General features: G+C 70.2%; 26 protein-coding genes. 14 read left to right on the top strand and 12 right to left on the bottom strand.

Going from position 1 to position 21,881, the window contains the following annotated elements; all coding sequences use genetic code 11:
* Positions 1 to 4: 4 nt before the first annotated feature.
* The 5 genes from kdpC to ACVW00_RS20040 form a co-directional block, all read right to left on the bottom strand.
* Complete coding sequence (gene kdpC, locus ACVW00_RS20060) at positions 5 to 613, bottom strand: K(+)-transporting ATPase subunit C (protein ID WP_457112658.1); 609 nt, start codon at positions 611 to 613, stop codon at positions 5 to 7.
* 26 nt (positions 614 to 639) lie between these two features.
* Positions 640 to 2,745: a potassium-transporting ATPase subunit KdpB gene (kdpB, locus tag ACVW00_RS20055; protein WP_457112657.1), complete on the bottom strand. Its 2,106-nt coding sequence runs from the start codon at positions 2,743 to 2,745 to the stop codon at positions 640 to 642.
* A complete protein-coding gene (gene kdpA, locus ACVW00_RS20050) occupies positions 2,745 to 4,403 on the bottom strand; it encodes a potassium-transporting ATPase subunit KdpA (protein ID WP_457112656.1) in 1,659 nt (552 codons plus the stop codon). The genes kdpB and kdpA overlap by 1 nt, the downstream gene beginning before the upstream one ends.
* 1 nt (position 4,404) lies before the next feature.
* Positions 4,405 to 4,494, bottom strand: a complete 90-nt coding sequence (gene kdpF, locus ACVW00_RS20045) for a K(+)-transporting ATPase subunit F (RefSeq protein ID WP_457112655.1) — start codon at positions 4,492 to 4,494, stop codon at positions 4,405 to 4,407.
* 76 nt (positions 4,495 to 4,570) lie between these two features.
* Complete coding sequence (locus ACVW00_RS20040; RefSeq protein ID WP_457112654.1) at positions 4,571 to 4,942, bottom strand: hypothetical protein; 372 nt, start codon at positions 4,940 to 4,942, stop codon at positions 4,571 to 4,573.
* A gap of 151 nt (positions 4,943 to 5,093) precedes the next feature.
* Between ACVW00_RS20040 and ACVW00_RS20035 the strand changes: the two genes are divergently transcribed.
* Complete coding sequence (locus ACVW00_RS20035) at positions 5,094 to 6,977, top strand: amino acid transporter (RefSeq protein ID WP_457112653.1); 1,884 nt, start codon at positions 5,094 to 5,096, stop codon at positions 6,975 to 6,977.
* A 6-nt stretch (positions 6,978 to 6,983) separates the two neighbouring features.
* Here ACVW00_RS20035 and ACVW00_RS20030 read toward each other — a convergent pair whose 3' ends face one another.
* Positions 6,984 to 7,355: a winged helix-turn-helix transcriptional regulator gene (locus tag ACVW00_RS20030; protein WP_457113149.1), complete on the bottom strand. Its 372-nt coding sequence runs from the start codon at positions 7,353 to 7,355 to the stop codon at positions 6,984 to 6,986.
* A 90-nt stretch (positions 7,356 to 7,445) separates the two neighbouring features.
* On the opposite strand from ACVW00_RS20030, the gene ACVW00_RS20025 reads away from it, so the two are divergent.
* From ACVW00_RS20025 to ACVW00_RS20015, 3 genes are all read left to right on the top strand, one after another.
* Positions 7,446 to 8,045 (top strand): NAD(P)-dependent oxidoreductase, encoded by a 600-nt coding sequence (locus ACVW00_RS20025; RefSeq protein WP_457112652.1) that lies wholly within the window; start codon positions 7,446 to 7,448, stop codon positions 8,043 to 8,045.
* Positions 8,046 to 8,112: 67 nt separating this feature from the next.
* The gene (locus tag ACVW00_RS20020; RefSeq protein ID WP_457112651.1) at positions 8,113 to 8,829 is read left to right on the top strand and encodes a flavodoxin family protein; all 717 of its coding nucleotides are present in this window, start codon (positions 8,113 to 8,115) and stop codon (positions 8,827 to 8,829) included.
* 31 nt (positions 8,830 to 8,860) lie between these two features.
* Positions 8,861 to 9,277 carry a hypothetical protein gene (locus ACVW00_RS20015; protein WP_457112650.1) on the top strand — a complete coding sequence of 139 codons (417 nt, stop codon included), beginning with the start codon at positions 8,861 to 8,863 and terminating at the stop codon, positions 9,275 to 9,277.
* Between the two features lies 1 nt (position 9,278).
* On the opposite strand, the gene ACVW00_RS20010 is transcribed toward ACVW00_RS20015, so the two are convergent.
* A complete protein-coding gene (locus ACVW00_RS20010) occupies positions 9,279 to 10,874 on the bottom strand; it encodes a glycoside hydrolase family 13 protein (protein ID WP_457112649.1) in 1,596 nt (531 codons plus the stop codon).
* Positions 10,871 to 11,203, bottom strand: a complete 333-nt coding sequence (locus ACVW00_RS20005; protein WP_457112648.1) for an ArsR/SmtB family transcription factor — start codon at positions 11,201 to 11,203, stop codon at positions 10,871 to 10,873. The genes ACVW00_RS20010 and ACVW00_RS20005 overlap by 4 nt, the downstream gene beginning before the upstream one ends.
* A gap of 107 nt (positions 11,204 to 11,310) precedes the next feature.
* Between ACVW00_RS20005 and ACVW00_RS20000 the strand changes: the two genes are divergently transcribed.
* From ACVW00_RS20000 to ACVW00_RS19990, 3 genes are read left to right on the top strand one after another with little or no spacing between them, the layout of a single operon-like run.
* Positions 11,311 to 12,540: an MFS transporter gene (locus ACVW00_RS20000; RefSeq protein WP_457112647.1), complete on the top strand. Its 1,230-nt coding sequence runs from the start codon at positions 11,311 to 11,313 to the stop codon at positions 12,538 to 12,540.
* A gap of 39 nt (positions 12,541 to 12,579) precedes the next feature.
* Positions 12,580 to 13,158, top strand: coding sequence for a hypothetical protein (locus ACVW00_RS19995; RefSeq protein ID WP_457112646.1), 579 nt, complete (start codon positions 12,580 to 12,582; stop codon positions 13,156 to 13,158).
* A 47-nt stretch (positions 13,159 to 13,205) separates the two neighbouring features.
* Complete coding sequence (locus tag ACVW00_RS19990; RefSeq protein WP_457112645.1) at positions 13,206 to 13,946, top strand: VIT1/CCC1 transporter family protein; 741 nt, start codon at positions 13,206 to 13,208, stop codon at positions 13,944 to 13,946.
* A gap of 6 nt (positions 13,947 to 13,952) precedes the next feature.
* On the opposite strand, the gene ACVW00_RS19985 is transcribed toward ACVW00_RS19990, so the two are convergent.
* Complete coding sequence (locus ACVW00_RS19985; RefSeq protein ID WP_457112644.1) at positions 13,953 to 14,849, bottom strand: hypothetical protein; 897 nt, start codon at positions 14,847 to 14,849, stop codon at positions 13,953 to 13,955.
* Complete coding sequence (locus ACVW00_RS19980; protein ID WP_457112643.1) at positions 14,846 to 15,382, bottom strand: SigE family RNA polymerase sigma factor; 537 nt, start codon at positions 15,380 to 15,382, stop codon at positions 14,846 to 14,848. The genes ACVW00_RS19985 and ACVW00_RS19980 overlap by 4 nt, the downstream gene beginning before the upstream one ends.
* A gap of 127 nt (positions 15,383 to 15,509) precedes the next feature.
* Here ACVW00_RS19980 and ACVW00_RS19975 point away from each other — a divergent pair, with 127 nt between their 5' ends.
* The 5 genes from ACVW00_RS19975 (at position 15,510) to ACVW00_RS19955 (ending at position 19,727) form a co-directional block, all read left to right on the top strand.
* Positions 15,510 to 16,745: a Re/Si-specific NAD(P)(+) transhydrogenase subunit alpha gene (locus ACVW00_RS19975; protein ID WP_457112642.1), complete on the top strand. Its 1,236-nt coding sequence runs from the start codon at positions 15,510 to 15,512 to the stop codon at positions 16,743 to 16,745.
* Positions 16,742 to 17,074 (top strand): NAD(P) transhydrogenase subunit alpha, encoded by a 333-nt coding sequence (locus ACVW00_RS19970; RefSeq protein WP_457112641.1) that lies wholly within the window; start codon positions 16,742 to 16,744, stop codon positions 17,072 to 17,074. Before ACVW00_RS19975 ends, ACVW00_RS19970 begins: the two co-directional genes overlap by 4 nt.
* Entirely contained in the window at positions 17,071 to 18,462 is a 1,392-nt protein-coding gene (locus ACVW00_RS19965) for an NAD(P)(+) transhydrogenase (Re/Si-specific) subunit beta (protein ID WP_457112640.1), read from the top strand. Before ACVW00_RS19970 ends, ACVW00_RS19965 begins: the two co-directional genes overlap by 4 nt.
* Before the next feature lie 112 nt (positions 18,463 to 18,574).
* Positions 18,575 to 19,495 carry a hypothetical protein gene (locus ACVW00_RS19960; RefSeq protein WP_457112639.1) on the top strand — a complete coding sequence of 307 codons (921 nt, stop codon included), beginning with the start codon at positions 18,575 to 18,577 and terminating at the stop codon, positions 19,493 to 19,495.
* Between the two features lie 55 nt (positions 19,496 to 19,550).
* Positions 19,551 to 19,727: a hypothetical protein gene (locus ACVW00_RS19955; RefSeq protein ID WP_457112638.1), complete on the top strand. Its 177-nt coding sequence runs from the start codon at positions 19,551 to 19,553 to the stop codon at positions 19,725 to 19,727.
* 12 nt (positions 19,728 to 19,739) lie between these two features.
* Here the strand turns inward: ACVW00_RS19955 and upp are convergent, their stop codons facing one another.
* Entirely contained in the window at positions 19,740 to 20,381 is a 642-nt protein-coding gene (upp, locus tag ACVW00_RS19950; RefSeq protein ID WP_457112637.1) for a uracil phosphoribosyltransferase, read from the bottom strand.
* 94 nt (positions 20,382 to 20,475) lie between these two features.
* Between upp and ACVW00_RS19945 the strand changes: the two genes are divergently transcribed.
* The gene (locus ACVW00_RS19945; RefSeq protein WP_457113148.1) at positions 20,476 to 20,964 is read left to right on the top strand and encodes a tRNA adenosine deaminase-associated protein; all 489 of its coding nucleotides are present in this window, start codon (positions 20,476 to 20,478) and stop codon (positions 20,962 to 20,964) included.
* A gap of 28 nt (positions 20,965 to 20,992) precedes the next feature.
* Complete coding sequence (gene tadA, locus ACVW00_RS19940; RefSeq protein ID WP_457113147.1) at positions 20,993 to 21,424, top strand: tRNA adenosine(34) deaminase TadA; 432 nt, start codon at positions 20,993 to 20,995, stop codon at positions 21,422 to 21,424.
* On the opposite strand, the gene ACVW00_RS19935 is transcribed toward tadA, so the two are convergent.
* Positions 21,408 to 21,788, bottom strand: coding sequence for a DUF779 domain-containing protein (locus ACVW00_RS19935; RefSeq protein ID WP_457112636.1), 381 nt, complete (start codon positions 21,786 to 21,788; stop codon positions 21,408 to 21,410). The genes tadA and ACVW00_RS19935 overlap by 17 nt on opposite strands.
* Between the last annotated feature and the right edge of the window lie 93 nt (positions 21,789 to 21,881).

Genomic DNA, 21,881 nt, shown 5'->3' with positions numbered 1-21,881 from the left:
GGGCCTAGTGTGCCGTGCCCGTCGCGCGGTCGAGGGCGAGGTTGAGCAGCAGCACGTTGACGCCGGGCTCACCGAGGAACCCGAGCACGCGTCCGGCGGTGTACCGGTCGACCAGGTTGCGCACTGTGGCCGGGTCGACCCCGCGCACGCGTGCGACACGCTCGACCTGCTGGGCGGCGTACGCCGGGCTGATGTACGCGTCCAGGCCCGAGCCGCTTGCGAGGAGTGCGTCCGGCGCGACCTTGCCGGGAGCGGTGCCGTCGAGCCTCGCTGCGGCCGTACGGCGGGACCCGATCGCCTTGATCAGGTCCTCGTTCTCCGGGCCGAGGTTCGAAGCGGAGGACGCCAGCGGGTCGTAGCCGTCTCCCGCCGCCGACGGGCGGCTCTGGAAGTACTTCGGCAAGCCGGAGAACGACTGCCCGATCAGCTTCGAGCCGACCATGGTGCCGTCCTGCCTCACGAGCGAGCCGTCGGCACGGCCCGGGAACGCGAGTTGCGCGAACCCGGTCATCGCCAGCGGATAGCCGAGGCCGACCAGCACCGTCATCACCAGCAGCATCCGCAGGGCGGGCCAGAGCTGGCGCGCAGCGGGCTGCGCGAGGGGGGTGGACATGGCGGTGTCTGTCACTTCGGGGCCTCTCAGCCGATGCCGGGGATCCGGGACACCAGCAGGTCGACGAGCTTGATGCCGATGAACGGGGAGACGATGCCGCCGACGCCGTAGACGAGCAGGTTGCGGCGCAGCATCGCGGATGCGGTGGACGGTGTGTACCGGACGCCGCGCAGGGCCAGCGGGATCAGGGCGACGATGACCAGGGCGTTGAAGATGACCGCCGAGAGGATCGCCGACTCGGCGCTGTGCAGCCGCATGATGTTGAGCTTGTCGAGGCCGCCGTACACCCCTGCGAACATGGCCGGGATGATCGCGAAGTACTTCGCGACGTCGTTGGCGATCGAGAAGGTGGTCAGCGCTCCGCGGGTGATCAGGAGCTGCTTGCCGATCTCGACGATCTCGATCAGCTTGGTCGGGTTGGAGTCGAGGTCCACCATGTTGCCGGCCTCCTTGGCCGACGACGTGCCGGTGTTCATCGCGACGCCGACGTCGGCCTGGGCGAGCGCCGGGGCGTCGTTGGTGCCGTCGCCGGTCATCGCGACGAGGCGACCGCCCTCCTGCTCCTTCTTGATCAGCGCCATCTTGTCCTCCGGCGTCGCCTCGGCCAGGAAGTCGTCGACGCCGGCCTCCTCGGCGATCGCCCGGGCGGTCAACGGGTTGTCACCGGTGATCATCACGGTCCGGATGCCCATCCGGCGCATCTCGACGAACCGCTCGCGCATGCCCTCCTTGACGACGTCCTTGAGGTTGATCACCCCGAGCGCCCGAGCCGATCCGCCGGACAGCTCGGCGACGACCAGGGGAGTCCCGCCAGCCGTGGAGATCCCGTCGACGATCGCGCCGACCTCCTCCGTGGGGTGACCACCGTTGTCGCGGATCCACTTCATCACCGCCGCTGCGGCGCCCTTGCGGATCTGTCGACCACTTCCTCCGTCTCCGTGCAGGTCGACGCCGGACATCCGGGTCTGCGCGGTGAACGGGACGAAGTCGGCGCCGGCGAGCTCGCCCTCGTGGCGCTCGCGGAGGCCGTACTCGTTCTTCGCGAGGACGACGATCGAGCGGCCCTCCGGCGTCTCGTCGGCGAGGCTGGAGAGCTGTGCGGCATCCGCGAGCTCGCGGAGGCCGACGCCGGCCACCGGGACGAACTCGGCCGCCTGGCGGTTGCCGAGCGTGATCGTGCCGGTCTTGTCGAGCAGCAGGGTGTTGACGTCTCCGGCTGCTTCCACCGCCCGGCCGGACATCGCCAGCACGTTGTGCTGCACGAGCCGGTCCATCCCGGCGATGCCGATGGCGGAGAGCAGCGCGCCGATCGTGGTCGGGATCAGGCAGACGAGCAGCGACACCAGGATGATGCTCGACTGCGGCGCACCCGAGAAAGCGGCGAACGGCTGGAGCGTGGCGGTCGCGACGAGGAACACGATCGTCAGGCTGGCCAGCAGGATGTTCAGGGCGATCTCGTTGGGCGTCTTCTGCCGGCTGGCGCCTTCGACCAGGGCGATCATCCGGTCGATGAAGCTCTCACCCGGTCTGGCGGTGATCTGCACGACGATCCGGTCCGAGAGCACCTTGGTGCCCCCGGTCACGGAGCTCCGGTCGCCCCCCGACTCGCGGATCACCGGTGCCGACTCACCGGTGATCGCCGACTCGTCGACGCTGGCGACGCCTTCGACCACGTCGCCGTCGCCGGGAATGGTCTCGCCCGCGACCACGACGACGCGGTCGCCGAGCCGCAGCTGCGTGGCGGGAACGTCCTCCACCTCGGTGCCTGTCGACACCAGCCGGTGGGCGGTCGTCTCTGTCTTCGCTCGGCGAAGCGTCGCTGCCTGGGCCTTGCCGCGGCCCTCGGCTACCGCCTCCGCGAGGTTCGCGAAGATCACCGTCAGCCAGAGCCACACGACGATGCTCCAGGAAAAGCCGCTGGGCCCGGTGAGCGCGGACACGGTGGTGAACACCGCGCCGACCTCGACCACGAACATCACCGGGTTGCGCACCATCGTGCGCGGGTCGAGCTTGCGCACGGCGTCGGGGAAGGAGGTCAGCAGCATCTTCGGGTCGAGCAGCCCACCCGCGACCCGGGTGGGCGACCCAGCCGGTACGACGGGCTGCCTCACGGTTGTCGTCGGGATGGACATCACAGGCCTTCCGCGAGGGGACCGAGAGCGAGGACAGGGAAGAACGTGAGCCCGGCGACGATGACCACCACACCGACGAGCATGGTCACGAACAACGGACCTCTCGTGGGCAGGGTGCCGCCGGTCTCCGGCACCGTCTGCTGGCGCGCCAGCGACCCGGCCAGGGCAAGCACGAACAGGATCGGCAGGAACCGCCCGATCAGCATCGCGAGCCCGAGAGCGATGTTGTAGAACGGCGTGTTGACGCTGATGCCCGCGAATGCGGACCCGTTGTTGTTGGCTGCCGAGGTGAAGGCGTAGAGAACCTCGGACAGGCCGTGTGGTCCGCTGTTGAGCATCGAGGCGCGCGGGGTGGCGAAGGACATCGCGATGCCCGCCCCGATGAGCACGACCAGCGGCATGGTGAGGATGTAGAGCGACACCAGCTTGATCTCGCGCGCGGTGATCTTCTTGCGCAGGTACTCCGGCGTGCGTCCCACCATCAGCCCGGCGACGAAGACTGTCATGATCGCGAGCACGAGCAGCCCGTAGAGCCCGGAGCCGACGCCACCCGGCGTGACCTCGCCGAGGCCCATGTTGAGGATCAGGGCCCCGCCCCCCAGGCTCGTGTACGAGTCGTGGAACGAGTTCACCGACCCGGTGGACGTGCCCGTGGTCGACACCGCGAACAGGGCCGACGCCCACTCACCGAAGCGGGTCTCCTTGCCCTCCATCGCGGCGCCGGCCGCCTGCAGGGCCGCGCCGTGGTGCTGCACCTCGAAGTAGGTCACCGCTGCGACGAGCGTCGCCCAGATCGACCCCATCGCGGCGAGGAGCGCGTAGCCCTGGCGCTTGTCGCCGACCATCACCCCGAAGGTCCGGGTCAGGGCGAACGGGATCAGCAGCAGCAGGAAGTTCTCGAAGATGTTGCTGAGCGGGTTCGGGTTCTCGAACGGGTGGGCCGAGTTCGCGTTGTAGAACCCTCCGCCGTTGGTGCCGAGGTCCTTGATCGCCTCCTGCGACGCCACCGGACCACCGGTGATCGTCTGGTGCCCGCCGGCGAGCGTGTGGATCTCGGTGCCCGAGGAGAAGTTCTGGACCGCGCCGATGACGATCAGCACGACGGCGGCGGCAACCGAGAGCGGGAGCAGGATCCGTACGACGATCCGGACCAGGTCCACCCAGAAGTTGCCGACCCTGTCCGTCCGCGAGCGCATGAACCCGCGGATCAAGGCGACCGCGACCGCGATGCCGACCGCGGCCGAGAGGAAGTTCTGCACGGCCAGTCCCGTCATCTGCACGAGGTGGCCCATGGTCGCCTCGCCCGAGTACGCCTGCCAGTTCGTGTTGGTCACGAAGGACGCGGCGGCGTTGAACGCCAGGGCGGGGTCGACGCCGGGGAAGCCCAGGGACAGTGGCAGGTGACCCTGGACCCGCTGGAAGACGTACAGCAGCACGACGCTGACGAACGAGAATGCGACCAGGGACGCGGCGTACACGCTCCAGCGCTGGTCCGCCTCCGAGTCGACGCCGACGAGTCGGTAGATCCCCCGCTCCACCCGGAGGTCACGGTCGCTCGTGAAGACCCGGGCCATGTGGTCGCCGAGGGGCCGGTAGCACAGCGCCAGGGCAGCGATGAGGGCGCCGACCTGGAGCAGGCCGGCTGCGGTGTCGGACATGTCAGAAACGCTCCGGGAAGAGGAGGGCCACCAGGAGGTAGCCGAGGAGGAGGACGCTCACGATCAGGCCGATCAGGTTCTCTGGGCTCACAGCCGTCCGACCGCCTTCAGGATGAGGAACGCGACAGCGAAGAACGCTGTGGTCAGGACGACGTAGAGGACGTCGTTCACCGGGCGTGTCCTCTCACGGTCGTGGCGAGGCGGGAGCGGATCGGGTGGGCCAGCGCGACCGTGAGGAGCACGAAGCCGGTCAGGCTGAACAGGTCGTGTCGCGCAAGGGTGAGTACGCCGTACCGGTTCTCGAAGAACCCGGTGAAGAAGGCCCAGGCCTCGAGGCCGAGGACCATGCCGAGGTGCCAGCGCATCGTCGCAGCAGCGAGTGCCGCCGTGATCAGGGCGATGAACGCGGTTTCACCGAGGTCGAGCGGCAAGGCGGCCGCGAGCAGGAGGACGAGCACCAGGGCACCGTTGGCGAGGCCGAACCGGACGCCCAGCTCGTCGACCATCCGGGGGGTGACGGGTGGGGTTGACGTGGTCACGTCTCCATCGAAGACCCCGCGCGACCTCCCGGCGGCGTCCCTAACGGCCCCCTAACGGCGGGCGGTCGAACCCTAACGCCGTCCTCACGGCTCCCCGCGTGGTGTTAGGAAGGTGTTAGGGCCTTCGGAGTCCGTCCCATCGCCTGATTCGATGGAGTCCGTGACACTGGCGACCGAAGCACCTCTCGAGTCGCCGGAGCGCACCCACTCGTGGTGGAAGGTCATGTGCCTCACCGGCGTCGACTACTTCTCCACGCTCGGGTACCAGCCGGGCATCGCCGCACTCGCTGCAGGCGCCCTCGCCCCGATCGCGACGGTCGTCCTCGTGCTGCTCACGCTGTTCGGTGCACTCCCGGTCTACCGCCGGGTCGCCGCGGAGAGCCCGCACGGGCAGGGCTCGATCTCGATGCTCGAGCGGCTGCTGTCCTTCTGGAAGGGCAAGCTGTTCGTGCTGGTGCTGCTCGGCTTCGCGCTCACCGACTTCATGATCACGATCACCCTCTCGGCCGCGGACGCAAGCGCCCACGTCGTGGAGAACCCGAACATCCCGGGCTTCCTGCACGGAAAGGAGGTGGCGATCACGATCGCGCTGGTCGTGATGCTCGGCGCTCTCTTCCTCCGCGGCTTCACCGAGGCGATCGGCATCGCGATCGCCCTCGTTTCCATCTATCTGGTGCTGAACCTGGTCGTGATCGGCGTCGCGTTCGGGCACGTGTTCGGTGACCCGTCAGTGATCACGGACTGGACCTCCGCCCTGACCAAGGAGCACGGCAACCCCCTGATGATGGTCGCGATGGCCATCGTGCTGTTCCCGAAGCTGGCGCTCGGGATGAGCGGGTTCGAGACCGGCGTCGCGGTGATGCCGCACGTCGCCGGAGACCCCGGCGACACCGAGGCACGACCGACGGGGCGGATCCGGAACACCAAGAAGCTCCTCGCCACCGCCGCCGTCTTGATGAGTGGCTACCTGATCGCCAGCAGCCTCGTCACCACCTGGCTGATCCCGGCGAAGCAGTTCGAGCCCGGGGGGAAGGCGAACGGCCGCGCGCTGGCCTACCTGGCCCACGAGTACCTGGGCAGCGGGTTCGGCACTGTGTACGACGTCTCCACGATCGCGATCCTCTGGTTCGCCGGCGCCTCCGCGATGGCCGGGATGCTCAACCTGATCCCGCGCTACCTCCCGCGCTACGGCATGGCGCCGGAGTGGACGGCGGCGGTGCGACCGCTGGTCGTCATCCTCACCGCGATCGGGATCGCGGTGACCGTGATCTTCAAGGCCAGCGTCGACGCCCAGGGCGGCGCCTACGCGACCGGCGTCCTCGTGCTCTTCACCTCCGCCGGGGTTGCGGTGGCCCTTGCCGCCAGGAGAGCCGGTCAGCGCAGGCTGATGTGGGCGTTCGCGGTCATCACCCTGGTGTTCGTGTACACGACCGTCGACAACATCTTCGAGCGCCCCGACGGCGTGAAGATCGGTGGCTTCTTCATCGCGGCGATCGTCGGGCTGTCGATCCTCTCCCGGCTGCTGCGGGCGTTCGAGCTCCGGACCACCGAAGTGGTCTGGGACGACACCGTCGAGATGTTCCTGCGCGACTGTGCGCGCCGCTCGATCCGGATCGTGGCCAACGAGCCCGACGACCACGGCCAGACGGAGTACCAGGACAAGCTCAAGCAGATCGTCGCCGACAACGACCTTCCGGATGCCAGCGACATCATCTTCCTCGAGGTGACCGTCACGGACCCGTCGGACTTCGAGTCGACGATCGAGGCTCGCGGCCATGCCGCGCACCGGCTCTACCGGGTGATCAGCATCGCCTCACCGACGGTGCCGAACGCGATCGCGGCGCTGCTCCTGCGAATCCGCGAGCACACGGGAGTTCGCCCGCACATCTACTTCGAGTGGACCGAGGGCAGCCCGGGCCTGAACCTCCTGCGCTTCCTGCTGTTCGGCGTCGGCGAGGTCGCACCAGTGACGCGCGAGGTGCTTCGCCGCGCCGAGCCTGACCGCACCAAGCGACCGCACGTGCACGTGGGCTGACTTGCCCTACTGAGCCGCTGAGCGGGCCTCGTGGCGCTCACGGTTGGCCACGATGCGCCCGGCATGGTCCTCGGCCCAGGCCCGGATCGCCTCGATCGGCGCGCACAGGTCGCGACCGAGATCGGTGAGCTCGTACTCGACCCGCGGGGGCACCTCCGCGAAGACGGTCCGGGTCACCAGGCCGTCGCGCTCGAGGGCGCGCAACGTCTGGGTCAGCACCTTCGGAGTGATGCCCTCGATCACCGCGCGCAGCTGGGAGAACCGGAGCCGGCCGTCGGAGAGGGCGACCACGATCAACACCGTCCACCGGTCGCCGATCCGGTCGAGCACGACCCGGGAGGCGCAGTCGCGGGCGAACACGCTCGGCGGCAGATCCATGGTTTCCACTGGGTATCTATAGCACGTTGAAGTACTCAGTATCCAATCGATACTGTGAGGCCTTCCCCCACCAACTGCAAGGAGACTTCCATGAGGATCGCCGTGTACGGCGCCACCGGTGCCATCGGCAGCGCCATCGTCGAGGAGGCCCGCAGCCGCGGGCACGAGATCACCGGTGTCAGCCGCCGGGGCAGCGACGCGCCCGGCCAGGTGACCGGTGACGCGCTCGACGCCGCCTTCACGACGGAGATCGCCGAGAAGCACGACGTGGTCGTCTCCGCGATCGGGCCGAGCCGGGTCAGCGACGACGGCACCCGCTTCGTGGACAGCATCGCCAACCTGGTCGCGACCCTGGGCAGCCGCCGGCTGCTGGTCGTCGGCGGCGCGGGCAGCCTGCAGGTCGACGGTGTCCGGCTGGTCGACGCGCCGGACTTCCCGGACGCCTACAAGGCCGAGTCGCTCAAGGGCGCGGAGACGCTCGCGCTGCTCCGCGACGCAGCCGACGACGTCGACTGGACCTACCTGTCACCCGCCCCGGTGATCCTCCCCGGCGAGCGCACCGGCTCCTACAAGATCGAGCTCGAGACGCCTGCCGGCGAGCAGATCAGCATCCCGGACTACGCAGTCGCCCTGGTCGACGAGATCGAGCAGCCGCAGCACGTCCGGCAGCGGTTCACCGTCGCGAACTGAGCGGCTGTAAGGGCTTCGTCATCACCGGTCCATTGCCGGTCGGCCCGCAGACCGTCAGAGTCGTCGCATGACCGATGACCTCGACTTCAGCGGCCTCAGGGCCATGTTCATCAACTGCACGCTCAAGCGCTCACCCGAGACCAGCAACACCCAGGGTCTCGTCGACGCGAGCGCGGGCATCATGGCCAAGCACGGTGTCGAGGTCGAGGTCATCCGGGCGGTCGACCACGACCTCGCCACCGGGGTCTACCCGGACATGACCGAGCACGGCTGGGCGAGCGACGAGTGGCCCGAGATCTACCCACGCGTGCTGGACAGCGACATCCTCGTGATCGCGGGTCCGATCTGGCTGGGCGACAACTCGAGCCAGACCAAGATGATCATCGAGCGGCTCTACTCGCTGAGCGGGATGCTGAACGACAAGGGCCAGTACCTCTTCTACGGACGTGTCGCCGGGTGCCTGATCACCGGCAACGAGGACGGGATCAAGCACTGCGCCCAGAACGTGCTCTACAGCCTCCAGCACATCGGCTACACGATCCCGCCCAACGCGGACGCCGGCTGGATCGGTGAGGCGGGTCCCGGGCCGTCGTACCTCGACCCGGGCAGCGGTGGACCGGAGAACGACTTCACCAACCGCAACACCACGTTCATGACCTGGAACCTGCTGCACCTGGCCCGCATGCTCAAGCAGGCCGGCGGCGTCCCGGCGTACGGCAACCAGCGCTCGGAGTGGAACGCCGGCGCGCGCTTCGACTACGCCAACCCCGAGTACCGCTCCTGAGGCTGTCGGTGCCGGGTGCTCCCATGGACGGATGCAGATCGAGTTCATAGCCAGCTTCGCGGTGATCACGCCTGACCCGGTCGTGAGCCACAACCTGTACGTCGACGCGCTCGGCCTCCCTTTGGGCCACGCCGAGGGCGACGACTACGAGCACAGCGAGGAGATCGACGGCAGCAAGCACTTCGGCGTGTGGCCGCTGCGACAGGCCGCACAGGCCTGCTTCGGCACCGACGAGTGGCCCGAGGGCACCGTCGTCCCGCAGGCGTGCGTGGAGTTCGAGGTGGCTTCGCCCGAGGCGGTCGCGGCCGCAGCGACGGAGCTCGAGGCCGGCGGTCACGAGCTCGTGCACGGTGCGCGCACCGAGCCCTGGGGTCAGACCGTCGCCCGGCTGCTGTCTCCCGAGCACCTCATCGTGGGCATCTCCTACGCGCCCTGGCTGCACGCGTGAGTCAGCGACGGAACCATCCGGCCGAGTCAGCCGGGAGGGCGCGGCCGGTTGCCTCGACGGTCGCGAGGACGCGGCTGCCCCAGTCAGCGGGCACGTCGTACGGCGAGCCGGCGAAGACCGTGACGCAGACCAGGTCGCCGCGCCGGAAGGCGAGCACGTCCGACCGGCCGGTGTCGAGCCACTCCAGGGCCGACCCCGCGTCGATGTCCCGGCGCGCGGCGACGGCGGCGCGGTAGAGGTTGAGCACGGAGCCGGGGTCGTCCTGCTGGCGATCGGCCGCGTAGATCGCGAACCAGTCCGGCTGGGGCAGCCACGGCGCGCCGGTGGAGAACCCGAAGTGCGGCTCCCCGGCGCGCCAGGGCAGCGGCACCCGGCAGCCGTCGCGTCCGTAGTCGGTGTGCCCGGAGCGCTCCCACATGGGGTCCTGGCGGGCGGCGTCGGGCAGGTCCTGCACCTCGGGGAGGCCGAGCTCCTCACCCTGGTAGAGGTAGACGGACCCGGGCAGCGCGAGGACGAACAGCAGCGCCGCGGTGGCCCGCCGGGTGCCGAGCGCGACGTCGACGCGCCCGCGACGGCGGGTGCTCAGCGCCAGCGGGTCGGCGCTGAGGGTCGGCTCGGGCTCGACGAGCCCGTAGCGGGAGACCGAGCGGTGCACGTCGTGGTTGTTCAGCGCCCACGTCGGCGCGCCGTGGCCCTCCGCGAGCGGCGCGTACGCCGCCTCGACCGAGGCCCGGAACTCCGCGGCGCCGAACGGCTGCTGGGTGAGGCCGAAGTAGAAGACCTGCTCGAGCTCGTCGGAGCGGATGTAGTCGGCCGCGTGCTCGGGGCTCACCCACGCCTCGCCGACCAGTGTGAGCTCACGGTCGTAGCCGTCGGCGATCTTGCGCCAGCGCCGGAAGATGTCGTGCACCCCCGGCTGGTCCCAGGCATGCGGGTTGATCGCCTCGCCGTGCGCGTCCGGGAGGCCGGCCTCCTTGACCATGCCGTGGGCGACGTCGATCCGGAAGCCGTCGATGCCGCGGTCGAACCACGTGGTGAGCACGCCGTCGAAGAGCGCGGCCACCTCCGGGTCGTCCCAGTTGAAGTCGGGCTGGGAGGCGTCGAACAGGTGCAGGTACCACTGCCCGTCGGCCACCCGCTCCCACGCGGGTCCGCCGAACACCGACTGCCAGTTGTTCGGCGGCTGGGAACCGTCGGCGCCACGCCCTTCGGCGAAGTGGAACCGACGCCGCGCTGCCGAGCCGCGGCCGGCGGCCAGCGCGTCGGCGAACCAGGCGTGCTCCGAGGAGCAGTGGTTCGGCACCAGGTCGAGCAGCACCTTCAGCCCGCGCTCGTGCGCTGCGTCCAGCAGGCGCTCGAACGCCGACAGCCCTCCGTAGGCCGGGTCGATCGTCGAGTAGTCGGCGACGTCGTACCCGCCGTCGTGCTGCGGCGAGGGGTAGCACGGGTTGAGCCAGATGCCGTCGACACCGAGCGACACGATGTGGTCGAGCTCGGACTCCAGCCCGGCCAGGTCACCGAAGCCGTCGCCGTCGGTGTCGACGAAGGACTTCAGGTAGAGCTGGTAGACGACGGAGCTGCGCCACCACTGGCTCACTCGCCGGCCGCCGCGACGACCGACGCGAGCACGCCGGGGAGTGCGGCCTCGACCTCGGCCAGCCGCAGCCGCTGGTAGGTCTGGCCGGTGAGGACGACCCGCTCGGTGAGTCCCGCCTCACGCAGCGTCTTGAAGTGGTGGCTCGCCGTCGACTTGCTGATGTCGGAGTACAGGTCGGAGCACGCGATCGGCTCGCCGCGCTCTGCGAGCCGGCGCACCATCTCCAGTCGCACCGGGTCGGCCAGGGCGGCCAGCACCTGCTGCAGCGAGGCGACGGGCTGGACCGCGGGGAGGGAGAGGTCCTCGTCCTGCTCGAGCGTTCGGGTCACCGGTTCCTCCGGAGGTCGGGCGAGAAATCAGTTTGATGTTCATCGAACCGCGTCGTACGGTGTTGTTCGACGTACATCGAACTTAGCACGTTTCCCAGGAGGATCCGATGAGCACTTCGACGCTGACGAGGACGGTCGAGGACGTTCGCGCGGCCCGCAGGCCCCTGATCGCCCCGTACCCCCTGCTCATCACGCTCCTGGCCGTGGCACTCGGCGTCTCCGGTGCCCCGGCGCCGCTGTACGGCGTGTACGAGCGGGAGTGGCACCTCGCCCCGATCACGACCACGCTCGTGTTCGCGGTCTACGCCTTCGCGGCGCTCGGCTCGGTGCTGGTGGCCGGGCAGATCTCCGACCGCTACGGGCGCAAGCCGCTGCTGCTGGCCTCGGTCGTCGCGATGGTCGCCGGCCTGGTCGTGTTCATGACGGCCCAGGACGTCGCGGCGCTCTTCGTGGCTCGCGCGCTCCACGGCGCGGCCGTCGGCGCGACGGTCGTCGCCGCGAGTGCTGCCCTGCTCGACCTGCGCCCGCACGACGGTGCCCGCACCGGGCACCTCTCCGGGATCGTCTTCAACATCGGGATGGCGGTGACGATCCTCGTCGCTTCGGTGCTCGCGCAGTACGGGCCGGACCCGCTGGTGACGCCGTACGCCGTCGTCGCGGCGGTCGTGGTCCTGCTGCTGGTCAACCTGGTGCTGATGGCCGAGACCCACGAAGTGCGCCCGGCGACGAGGATCCGGCTCACTCGACCGAGCGTCCCCGAGGCCATCCGGCTCGACTTCCGGTTCGCCGTCCTCGGCGTGATGGCCTCGTGGTCCGTGCTCGGCGTGTACCTGTCCCTGTTCCCCGGTTTCGCCGGCCAGTCGACGCACATCCACAGCCTGGTGTTCGGCGGCGCGGTGGTCGCCGCGATGGCGACGGCCGCGGCGGTGAGCCAGGCGTTCGGGATCCGTGTGCTCGCACGCCGGGCGGCGATCATCGGTGACTTCGCCACCGCGGCAGCCCTCGTCGTCAGCGTGGTCGCGCTCGACAGCCACCACGCCTGGGCGGTTGCCGCCGCGGCAGTGGTCCTCGGGCTGTCGTTCGGGCTCGCGTTCGGCGGCTCCTTGCGGCACCTGGGCCAGGTCGTGCCGGCCGACCACCGCGGCGAGGTGATGTCGGCGTACTACGTGCTGGCGTACGGCTCGATGGCGGTGCCCACGATCCTGGCGGGCTGGGCGGCCACCCAGTGGAGCCTCTCGGCGATCTTCCCCTGGTTCACCGCCGCCGTCGCACTCGCGTGCGTGCTGGCCGGGACGCTCGGCCTCACCGCCCGGCGGCGGGAGGTCGCGATCGCCTGATCGCCCCTGCGCCGTTGGGGTGGGCTGGAAGATGGAGCCATGCCTGTCGTCCTCGCCCGCACCGCGTGCGCGCTGATGGTCGCGGTGCTGTCGACCGGTTGCGGACACGACGTCGTACGCCCGGACACGCTGGCCGGCGACAAGGTGGCCGCGATGGCCGAGCGCGAGCTCGAGGCGGAGAACCAGCAGCTCACGAGAGGCACGTTGAGCTGCCCCGACCTCGACTTCCACGTCGGGGCGTCCGTGCGGTGCCTGCGCACGACGACGCTGACCAGCGGTCGGGTCGTGAAGGTCGGCGGGACGGTCCGGGTCACCTCCTTGGTCGCCGGCGGCCGGCTCCACGTCGCGATGGACGAGGTCGCCGAGGAGTTCGGGATCACCGGAGAGCAGGTGGCGACCGAGCTCCGCGCCAAGTACGGCCGGATGTTCGGTGGCCGGGCCGACTCGGTCACGTGCCCCTACGTCCGCGGCCAGGTCGGTGTCACCGTGACGTGCCGCGTGCAGGCGGCGGACGGCCCGCGCCGGGTGGACGCCGTGGTCGCCCACGTGGACGCGGAGAAGTACGCCGTCCGGTGCGCCTTCCGGCCGCACAGGAAGGTGTCCGCAGCGACCGGCTGAGGGTTGCCTTCGTTGCCGGAGCACCCGCGACGTGGTGGATTTGGGGCATGACCGCCGAGGCCGAGCTCCCGCCGCACGCCGACATCGGGCCGCACGACGACGAGCCGCACGAGGCCAGCACCTCGAGCCTGCTCAACTGGCTGCGCGCCGCGGTGCTGGGTGCCAACGACGGCATCGTGTCGGTCGCCGGTCTGGTCATGGGCGTCGCCGGTGCCACCGACGACCGGCACACGATCTTCGTCGCGGGTCTCGCCGGCCTGGTCGCGGGTGCGCTCAGCATGGCGGCGGGCGAGTACGTCTCGGTGAGCACCCAGCGCGACACCGAGCAGGCGCTGCTCGCCAAGGAGCGGCGCGAGCTCGAGGAGGAGCCCGAGGAGGAGCTCGCCGAGCTCGCCGGCCTCTACATGGGCAAGGGGCTCAGCGAGGAGACCGCTCGGCAGGTGGCGCTCGAGCTGACCGAGCACGACGCGCTGGCGGCGCACGCGGAGGTCGAGCTCGGCATCGACCCGGACGAGCTCACCAACCCCTGGCAGGCCGCGCTGGCCTCGATGATCGCGTTCACGGTCGGTGCGCTGCTGCCGATGCTGATGATCCTGCTGCCGCAGGGCTGGCGGGTCGGCGCCACCGCGGTGTCCGTCGCGATCGCCCTCGCGCTGACCGGCTTCCTGTCCGCCCGCTTTGCCGAGGCTGACGCCCGCCGCGCGGTCATCCGCAACATCGCGGGCGGTGTGCTCGCGATGGCCGTCACCTACGTGATCGGTGACCTCGTCGGTGGACGGATCGTCTGAGGTTCCTCAGCCCCTGGACGAGGGCTCGCCGGCGGTCGGCGTCACGTTCGCCGGCGCGCTGCGGTCGCTGTAGGGCGACAGCTTCTCGCCCTCGTTGGAGAAGTACGCCGGGAGCTCGGCGCCCCACCACGGCTGGCCCACGATCGCCACCAGCTGGTCGGTGGTGAGCACCGGCTCGTCGCGAGCGATCTTCTCGTCGAGCTCGGTCACGTCGAACCCGTTGGAGGCCGAGGCGACCACACGCACCCCGTCGGGGCGGTAGAGCGCGGCGACCCGCCGGATGCCGGCTGAGCCGTGGGACGAGGTGTCGTCGTAGGTGGTCAGCTTCGAGCCGTCGTCGAGCCGCGTGAAGGTGCACCTCTGCATCCACGACTGGCACTGCGCGTCGGCCAGGGTGGTGTGGTCGCCCGGCTTCGGGTCGTTCGGGTCTCCGGCGAAGTTCGGCTGGACGTTGACGGCGACCTCGCCGGAGGTGTCGCTTCCGGCCGGGGTGAACCGGAAGAGCGTGTACGACTCGACGTACGGGCCGTTGGCCCGGGGGTTGTCGACGGCGCTGCGGAAGTCCGTGCCGTTGCCCTGGGCGGTCAGCCCGACCGCGTAGAGCAGGGCCGCCGCGGCAGATCGCCCGGTGACCGGACGGGTGTCCTGCGCGTCGAACGCGACGGCCGTCGTGCCCACCTGCATCGCGTCGGTCGCGTGTCGACCGTGGTCACCGGCCACGACGCTGGGGGCGAGGACGGCGAGACCGAGCGCCGCGGCGACGCCGAACGTCCCGAGCGCCTGGCGGCGGCGGCGGATGCCCATCCCGCGGCGCCGCGCGGACGACACCAGCTGGTCGGTGTCGGGGTGGGTGGGGGCCACGGCCTCGGCCATGGCGGCACGCAGGTTGGTCTCGACGCTCATCGGTCTTCCTCCAGGTCGGGCATCAGGGCTCGGATCCGGGTCAGCGCCCGGGCGGTTCGCTGGCGGCAGGCGGGCTCGCCGGTGCCGAGCAGCCGGGCGGTGTCGGCGACGCTGAGGTCCTCCCAGAAGCGGAGCACCAGCACCGCCCGGTCGTCGGCGGACAGGCCCTGCAGTGCGGTCAGCAGGTCCAGGCGGAGGCTGGCGTCCTCGACGGCGCCGGCTGACTCCGGCAGCACCTCGACCGGTCGCTCCGTGCTCCGCCGGAGTCGCCGGTGGGAGAGGAACGTGCGGACGAGCACCTGGCGCGTGTACGCGACCGGGTCATTCGCTGCCGCGACGCGTCGCCAGGACGCGAACACCTTCGCGTACGTCGTCTGGGTGAGGTCCTCGGCCAGGTGGTGGTCGCCGCAGAGCAGCACGGCGGTGCGGTGCATCGCCGCCCCGGTGGTGTGCACGAACGCCTCGAAGGACAGGGCAGCGACGTCCGGACGGGCCTCGGGACCGGTGCCGGCGATCAGTCCGCCCACCTCCATGCCTTGAATGGTCACACCTCTGAGACGCTCCGGGGCGCGTGCCGCGTGACAGTCTGGAACGTTCCAGCGGTGAGACGGTCGTCTCAATGCGCGGATGCACGGTCGTGCGTGCAATAAGTTGCGGAACGTGAAGATCGCAGTTGCCAGGGAGACCCGTGAGGGTGAGGCGCGCGTCGCGATGGTCCCGGAGCTGGTCGGCAAGCTGACCGGGCTGGGCTACGAGGTGCTCGTCGAACCGGGCGCGGGCGGGAACGCGGAGTACGCCGACGAGGAGTACGCCGAGGCCGGTGCCTCGCTCTCGGAGTCGGCGCTCGCCGACGCCGACGTGGTGATCGCGGTCCAGCCGCTGTCCGCCGCTGCCGTCGGCCGGCTCCGCGAGGGTGCCGCCGTCCTGTCCTTCTTGCCGGTGAACGCCGAGCAGGACCTCGTCGCCCGGCTGCGCGACGCACGCGTGACGTCGTTCGCGATGGAGCTCGTCCCGCGGATCTCGCGCGCGCAGTCCATGGACGCGCTCTCGTCCCAGGCGCTGGTCGCCGGCTACCGGAGCGCGGTCGTCGCGGCGGGCCTGCTGCGCCGCTTCTTCCCGCTGAACATGACGGCCGCAGGCACGGTCCAGCCGGCCGAGGTGGTCGTGCTCGGTGCCGGCGTCGCCGGCTTGCAGGCGATCGCCACCGCCAAGCGGCTCGGCGCCGTCGTGCGGGCCTACGACGTACGCGCGGCAGCCGCCGAGGAGATCCGGTCGATGGGCGCGAAGTCGATCGACCTGGAGCTGGAGACGCTCGAGGGCGCCGGCGGCTACGCACGCGAGATGAGCGAGGACCGGGCGCAGCGGCAGATGGAAGCCCTCGCGCCGTACATCGCAGCTGCCGACGCACTGATCACCACCGCCGCGGTGCCGGGCAGGCAGGCGCCGCTGCTGGTGACCTCCGCGATGGTCGAGGCGATGAAGCCGGGCTCCGTCGTCGTCGACCTGGCCGCGGAGACCGGCGGCAACGTCGAGGGCTCGGTCGCGGGCAAGGTCGTCAAGATCGGGCACGCGCAGGTCTGGGGTGGTGCGAACGTCGCCTCGCAGATGCCCGGGCCGGCCTCGAAGCTCTACGCGCAGAACATCGTGAACCTCCTGACGCTGATGACCACCGCAGGCGAGGACGGCGGCGAGGGGACCTTCACGCCGGACTTCGACGACGAGATCGTCGCCGGGTCCGCGGTGACCCACGACGGCCGGATCGTGCACGAGCCGACTCGCGAGGCGATCGAGGGGCCCGCCCCCGAACCGGTCGTCGAGCCGGAGCAACCTCCGGAGCCCGAGGAGATCGCGACCCAGCAGCTCGACCTGCCCTACGACCAGGAGGCCGACCAGTGAGTGTTTCCGTCGTCTGGCTCACGTTCTTCGTGCTGAGCGTGTTCGTCGGCATCGAGGTGATCTCGAAGGTGTCCTCGACCCTGCACACGCCGCTGATGTCCGGCGCCAACGCGATCCACGGCATCATCCTGCTCGGCGCGGTCCTCGTGACCGGTACGACGGACAACAACGCCGCGCTCGTCGTCGGCCTGATCGCGATCGTGCTGGCCTCGGTCAACATGGTCGGCGGCTTCGTGGTGACCGACCGGATGCTGCAGATGTTCGTCCGCAAGAAGCCCAGGCCCGGTCTGGACGCCGGGGCCGGCCCGACCTTGGGGGAGACCAAGTGATCTCGCCGACCTGGGTCCAGCTCGTCTTCCTGGCGTGCGGGGTGTGCTTCATCCTGGCGCTCAAGGGCCTGTCCGGCCCGAAGACGGCTCGCAACGGCAACCTCATCGGCGCTGCAGGTGCGGTGGTCGCCGTGGCGATCCCCTTCTTCTACAAGCCGAACGGCGTCGACCACCTGCACCACGTGCCGCTGATCCTGGCTGCGATCGCCATCGGCACCGCGGGCGGCGTGTACGGCGCCCGCAAGGTGCAGATGACCCAGATGCCGCAGATGGTGGCGCTGTTCAACGGGGTCGGCGGCGGTGCGGCCGCCCTGGTCGCGCTGCTCGAGCTGCACGAGCACGGCGACCTCTTCGACTGGTTCCCGCTCGCGGCGACCGCGTTCACCATCGTCGTCGGCTCGGTCTCCTTCGCCGGCTCGATCGTGACGTTCGCCAAGCTGCAGGAGCTGATGACGTCGCGGCCGGTGGTCTTCCCGGGCCTGCCGGTCATCTTCGGCGGATCGTTCGTCGCGGCCGTCGTGCTCTCGATCATGCTGGTGAACCAGCCGCACCTGTGGATCGGCGTGGTGCTCGGGCTGCTGGGCCTCGTGGTCGGCGTGCTGCTGGTGATGCCGGTCGGCGGCGCCGACGTACCGATCGTGATCTCGCTGCTCAACGCGTTCACCGGCCTGACCGTCGCGGCGGGCGGCTACGTGCTGTCCAACACCGTGCTGCTCATCGCCGGCACCCTGGTCGGTGCGTCCGGTACCTTCCTGACGCTGCTGATGGCCAACGCGATGGGCCGCTCGGTGGCCAACATCCTCTTCGGCGCCCTCAAGGGCGGCTCGACGCTGGGCGGCGGCGAGGCGTCCGACCGTCCGGTCAAGTCGGCCGGCCCGGAGGACGTCGCGATCATGCTCAACTTCGCCGAGCGGATCATCATCGTCCCGGGCTACGGCCTCGCGGTGGCGCAGGCCCAGCACTCGCTGCGCGAGCTGGTCGACGTCCTCAGCGAGCGCGGCATCCAGGTCGACTACGCGATCCACCCGGTCGCCGGCCGGATGCCCGGCCACATGAACGTGCTGCTCGCCGAGGCGCAGGTGCCCTACGAGCAGCTCAAGGAGATGGACGAGATCAACGGCGACTTCAAGGACGCCGACGTCGTCCTGGTCGTCGGTGCGAACGACGTGGTCAACCCGGCTGCCAAGACCACGCCTGGTGCGCCCATCTACGGCATGCCGATCCTCAACGCCGACGAAGCCAAGCAGGTGGTCTTCATGAAGCGCTCGATGCGCCCGGGCTTCGCGGGCATCGAGAACGAGCTGCTCTTCGAGCCCAACACCACGCTGCTGTTCGGTGACGCGAAGGACTCGATGAGCAAGCTGCTGAACGCGGTCAAGGCGCTCTGATCTGGACGGGTTGAGTGCTCAAGTGGCTGCGATAGCGACCACCTGAGCACTCAACCCGCACCTGTGGATCCCGGGTCGCGGTCAGATCGGCTGGCCTCCACACTTCCTCGGCATGACGGAGGACTGGAGACGGCTGGCCCAGGTGCAGCACGGTCTGCTGTCCCAGCGCCAGCTCAACCAGCTCGGTGTCACGAGGGCGACGTTGCGCAGCCATCTCCGGGCACGGCGATGGGTACGACGTACGTCGTCGGTCTTCAGCGTCACCACCGGTCCGCTGTCCTGGGAGCAGCAGCTGTGGCGCGCAATCCTGCACGCCGGGCCTGACTCCTTGATCTGTGGTCTGGCAGCGGCGCGCGTGCACGGCCTGCGGAGCTGGGACCGACCCACGATCACGGTCCTCGTCGCCAACACGCTCTCCTTCGACGAGGTGCCCGGCGTGGAGTTCTTCCGGACTCGCCGGTCGGTCGACGAGATGCGCGCCCAGGGTCGGTTGCCGGTGTGCCGCGTGGCGCCCGCAGTCCTGCTGTTCGCCGGCTACGAGGCGAACCGCCGCACCGCCCACGGGGCGGTGGCGGCCGTCGTCCAGCAGCGCCTGACCGGTGTTGCGGACCTGTCCGCCTGGCTGGATCGGTTGAGCCCACTGCCTGGCGCAAAGGGTCTTCGAGCTCTGCTCGACGACGTCGGCGCGGGCGCCCAGTCCCTTGCCGAGGTCGACGTCCGGCGTGCGTGCCGGCGCTTTCGCGTCGCCCTGCCGATCGCCCAGCAACCACGTTTCGACCGGGCGGGACGGCGGCGCTACACCGATTGCGAGTGGCCACTCGCTGATGGCCGTACCCTCGTGCTCGAGGTCGATGGCGCCTTCCACGACGACTTCCTCCAGGCTGCAGCGGACCGGGCGCGCAACAGGAAGCTGACGACGACTGACCGTTTCGTGGTCAGCTGTTCGGCGTACGAGCTGCGGCACGATCCGGCCGCTGTGATGGAGGACCTGATCGCCCTCGGCGTCCCTCGCACGAAGCGACGTGACGGTTGAGAAGATCCTCCCCTGGGAGGAGTCGCGGGGGGCTCTGCCGCCGTAGCGTGAAGTCATGGCACGCACCGATGACTTCCGGATCGCGCCGGGAGACGGTCTGAAGTACTACGCGCCGGAGCCGGATCGCGACCGGCACGACCGCGAGGGCGGCTACGTGATCCTCGCGGTGCTGACGATGCTGTTGCTGCTCGCGATGGCGACCGGCCACGTCACCGTCTTCGGCGGCTACTGAGGTTCTTGGCGGCTACTGGGCCAGGCCGTAGAGCCGGTCGCCCGCGTCACCGAGGCCGGGCACGATGTACCCGCGCTCGTTGAGGCGCTCGTCGAGGGCCGCGGTCACGATCGTGATCGGAATGTCGAGGGCCGCGACGCCCGCCTCCAGGTTGTGCACGCCTTCCGGTGCGGCGAGGAGGCAGATCGCGGTGATGTGGTCCGCGCCTCGGTCGGTCAGGAAGCGCAGGGCGGCCGCCAGCGTGCCGCCGGTGGCGAGCATCGGGTCGAGCACGTAGCACTGGCGACCGGAGAGGTCGAGCGGCAGTCGCTCGGCGTACGTCGAGGCCTCCAGCGTCTCCTCGTTGCGCACCATGCCCAGGAAGCCGACCTCGGCGGTGGGCATCAGCCGCATCATCCCCTCGAGCATCCCGAGGCCCGCGCGGAGGATCGGTACGACGAGCGGCCGCGGCTTGCTCAGCGACACTCCCTCGGCCATGGCGACGGGCGTCCTGACGCTGGTCTCCTCGACCCGGACGTCCCGAGTCGCCTCGTACGCCAGCAGTGTCACCAGCTCCTCGGTCAGCCGCCGGAACTCCGGAGACGCGGTCCGCTCGTCGCGAAGAGCGGTCAGCTTGTGGGAGACCAGCGGGTGGTCGACGACGTGCAGGCGCATGGCCGGAAGACTACGCAGCCGTTACGCAGTTGGCCGCCCCCGCCCTGTTCTGCCACCATCGACGTGTGGCACGAGGTGGTGCGTGGTGACGGACATGACCGACGCCGAGGTCAACGCGGTTGACTTCGCGGTCGTCGCCTACCGCGACGAGGGTGACTGGAGCGTCGCCCAGCTGCCCCCGCGCGCGCTCGACGACGTCGAGACGATCGCCCGCGAGCTGCGCCGCTACCCGGGCGACAACGGCGCGCTCGCGATGATCTCCGTCGACGAGGACTTCGTGCTGCTGATCCGTGCCCAGGGCTCCCTGGTGCGGGTGCTGCTCTCCGACGCGACCGCCGCCACCGACTGGGCGCTGGCCCGCTCGGCAGCCGTCCACCTCGGCGTGCACGTCGCGGTCGACTACGACGAGGAGCAGGCCCCCGCCGGCGACCTCGGGATCGTCGCCGACATGGGCTTCAGCGCAGCCGAGATGGGAGCACTGCTCGACGACTACGACCTGTACCCCGAAGAGCTGCTCGGCGAGATCGCCCGGGGCATCGGGTGCGGGGAGAAGTTCGACGAGATCCTCGATCTCGTCGACTGAGGTGGCTGCTGACCCCTGGGCCACGCCGATGCGCCGAGCCCTCGAGCTCGCCGCGCGTGCGCCCGCCACCGGGGACGTGCCGATCGGTGCCGTCGTCGTCGATGCCGAGGGCGCGGTCGTCGGCGAGGGCCTCAACGTGCGCGAGCGGGACGGTGACCCGACCGGTCATGCCGAGGTCGTCGCCCTGCGTGCGGCGTCCGCACGTCTTGGGGGCTGGCGGCTCGAGGGCTGCACCCTCGTGGTCACCCTCGAGCCGTGCACGATGTGCGCGGGCGCGATCGTGCTGTCCCGGGTCGAGCGCCTCGTGTTCGGCGCGTACGACGAGAAGGCAGGTGCGGTCGGCAGCCTCTGGGACGTCGTACGGGATCGCCGGCTCAACCACCGTCCGGAGGTGGTGGGCGGCGTGCTGGCCGAGGAGTCGGCCGCCCTGCTCGAGACGTTCTTCAAGAGCCACCGCTGAGCGCGTTGCTCTCCTCGTCGGTGAACAGGCGCGACCGGATCAGGAAGCGGACGCCGTGCGGCGCCTCGAGCGAGAAGCCGGCGCCGCGGCCCGGCACGACGTCGATCGTCAGGTGGGTGTGCGACCAGTAGGCGAACTGCGACCTCGACATCCACACCGGGACCGGCCGGTCCAGGCCGACGTCGAGGGCGCCGAGGTGCACGTCGGCGTCGCCGGTGAGGAACTCGCCGTCGGGGTAGCACATCGGCGAGCTGCCGTCGCAGCAGCCGCCGGACTGGTGGAACATCAGCGGGCCGTGTGCCTCGGTGAGGCGGCGGAGGAGCTCCGCCGCCTCACCGGTGACGGCGACCCGATCTATCGGCATGCGACTTCCTTTCGGCTCACCAGGTCTCGGCACGCTCCGTCACGACCTCGCCAGCTCGGTCGTGGTCGCTGCTCGACCACCGACATCCGAGTC

This window comes from Marmoricola sp. URHA0025 HA25, assembly GCF_054059435.1.
The sequence above is the reverse complement of the archived record's forward strand: the minus strand, read 5'-3'. Positions and strand labels throughout refer to the sequence as shown.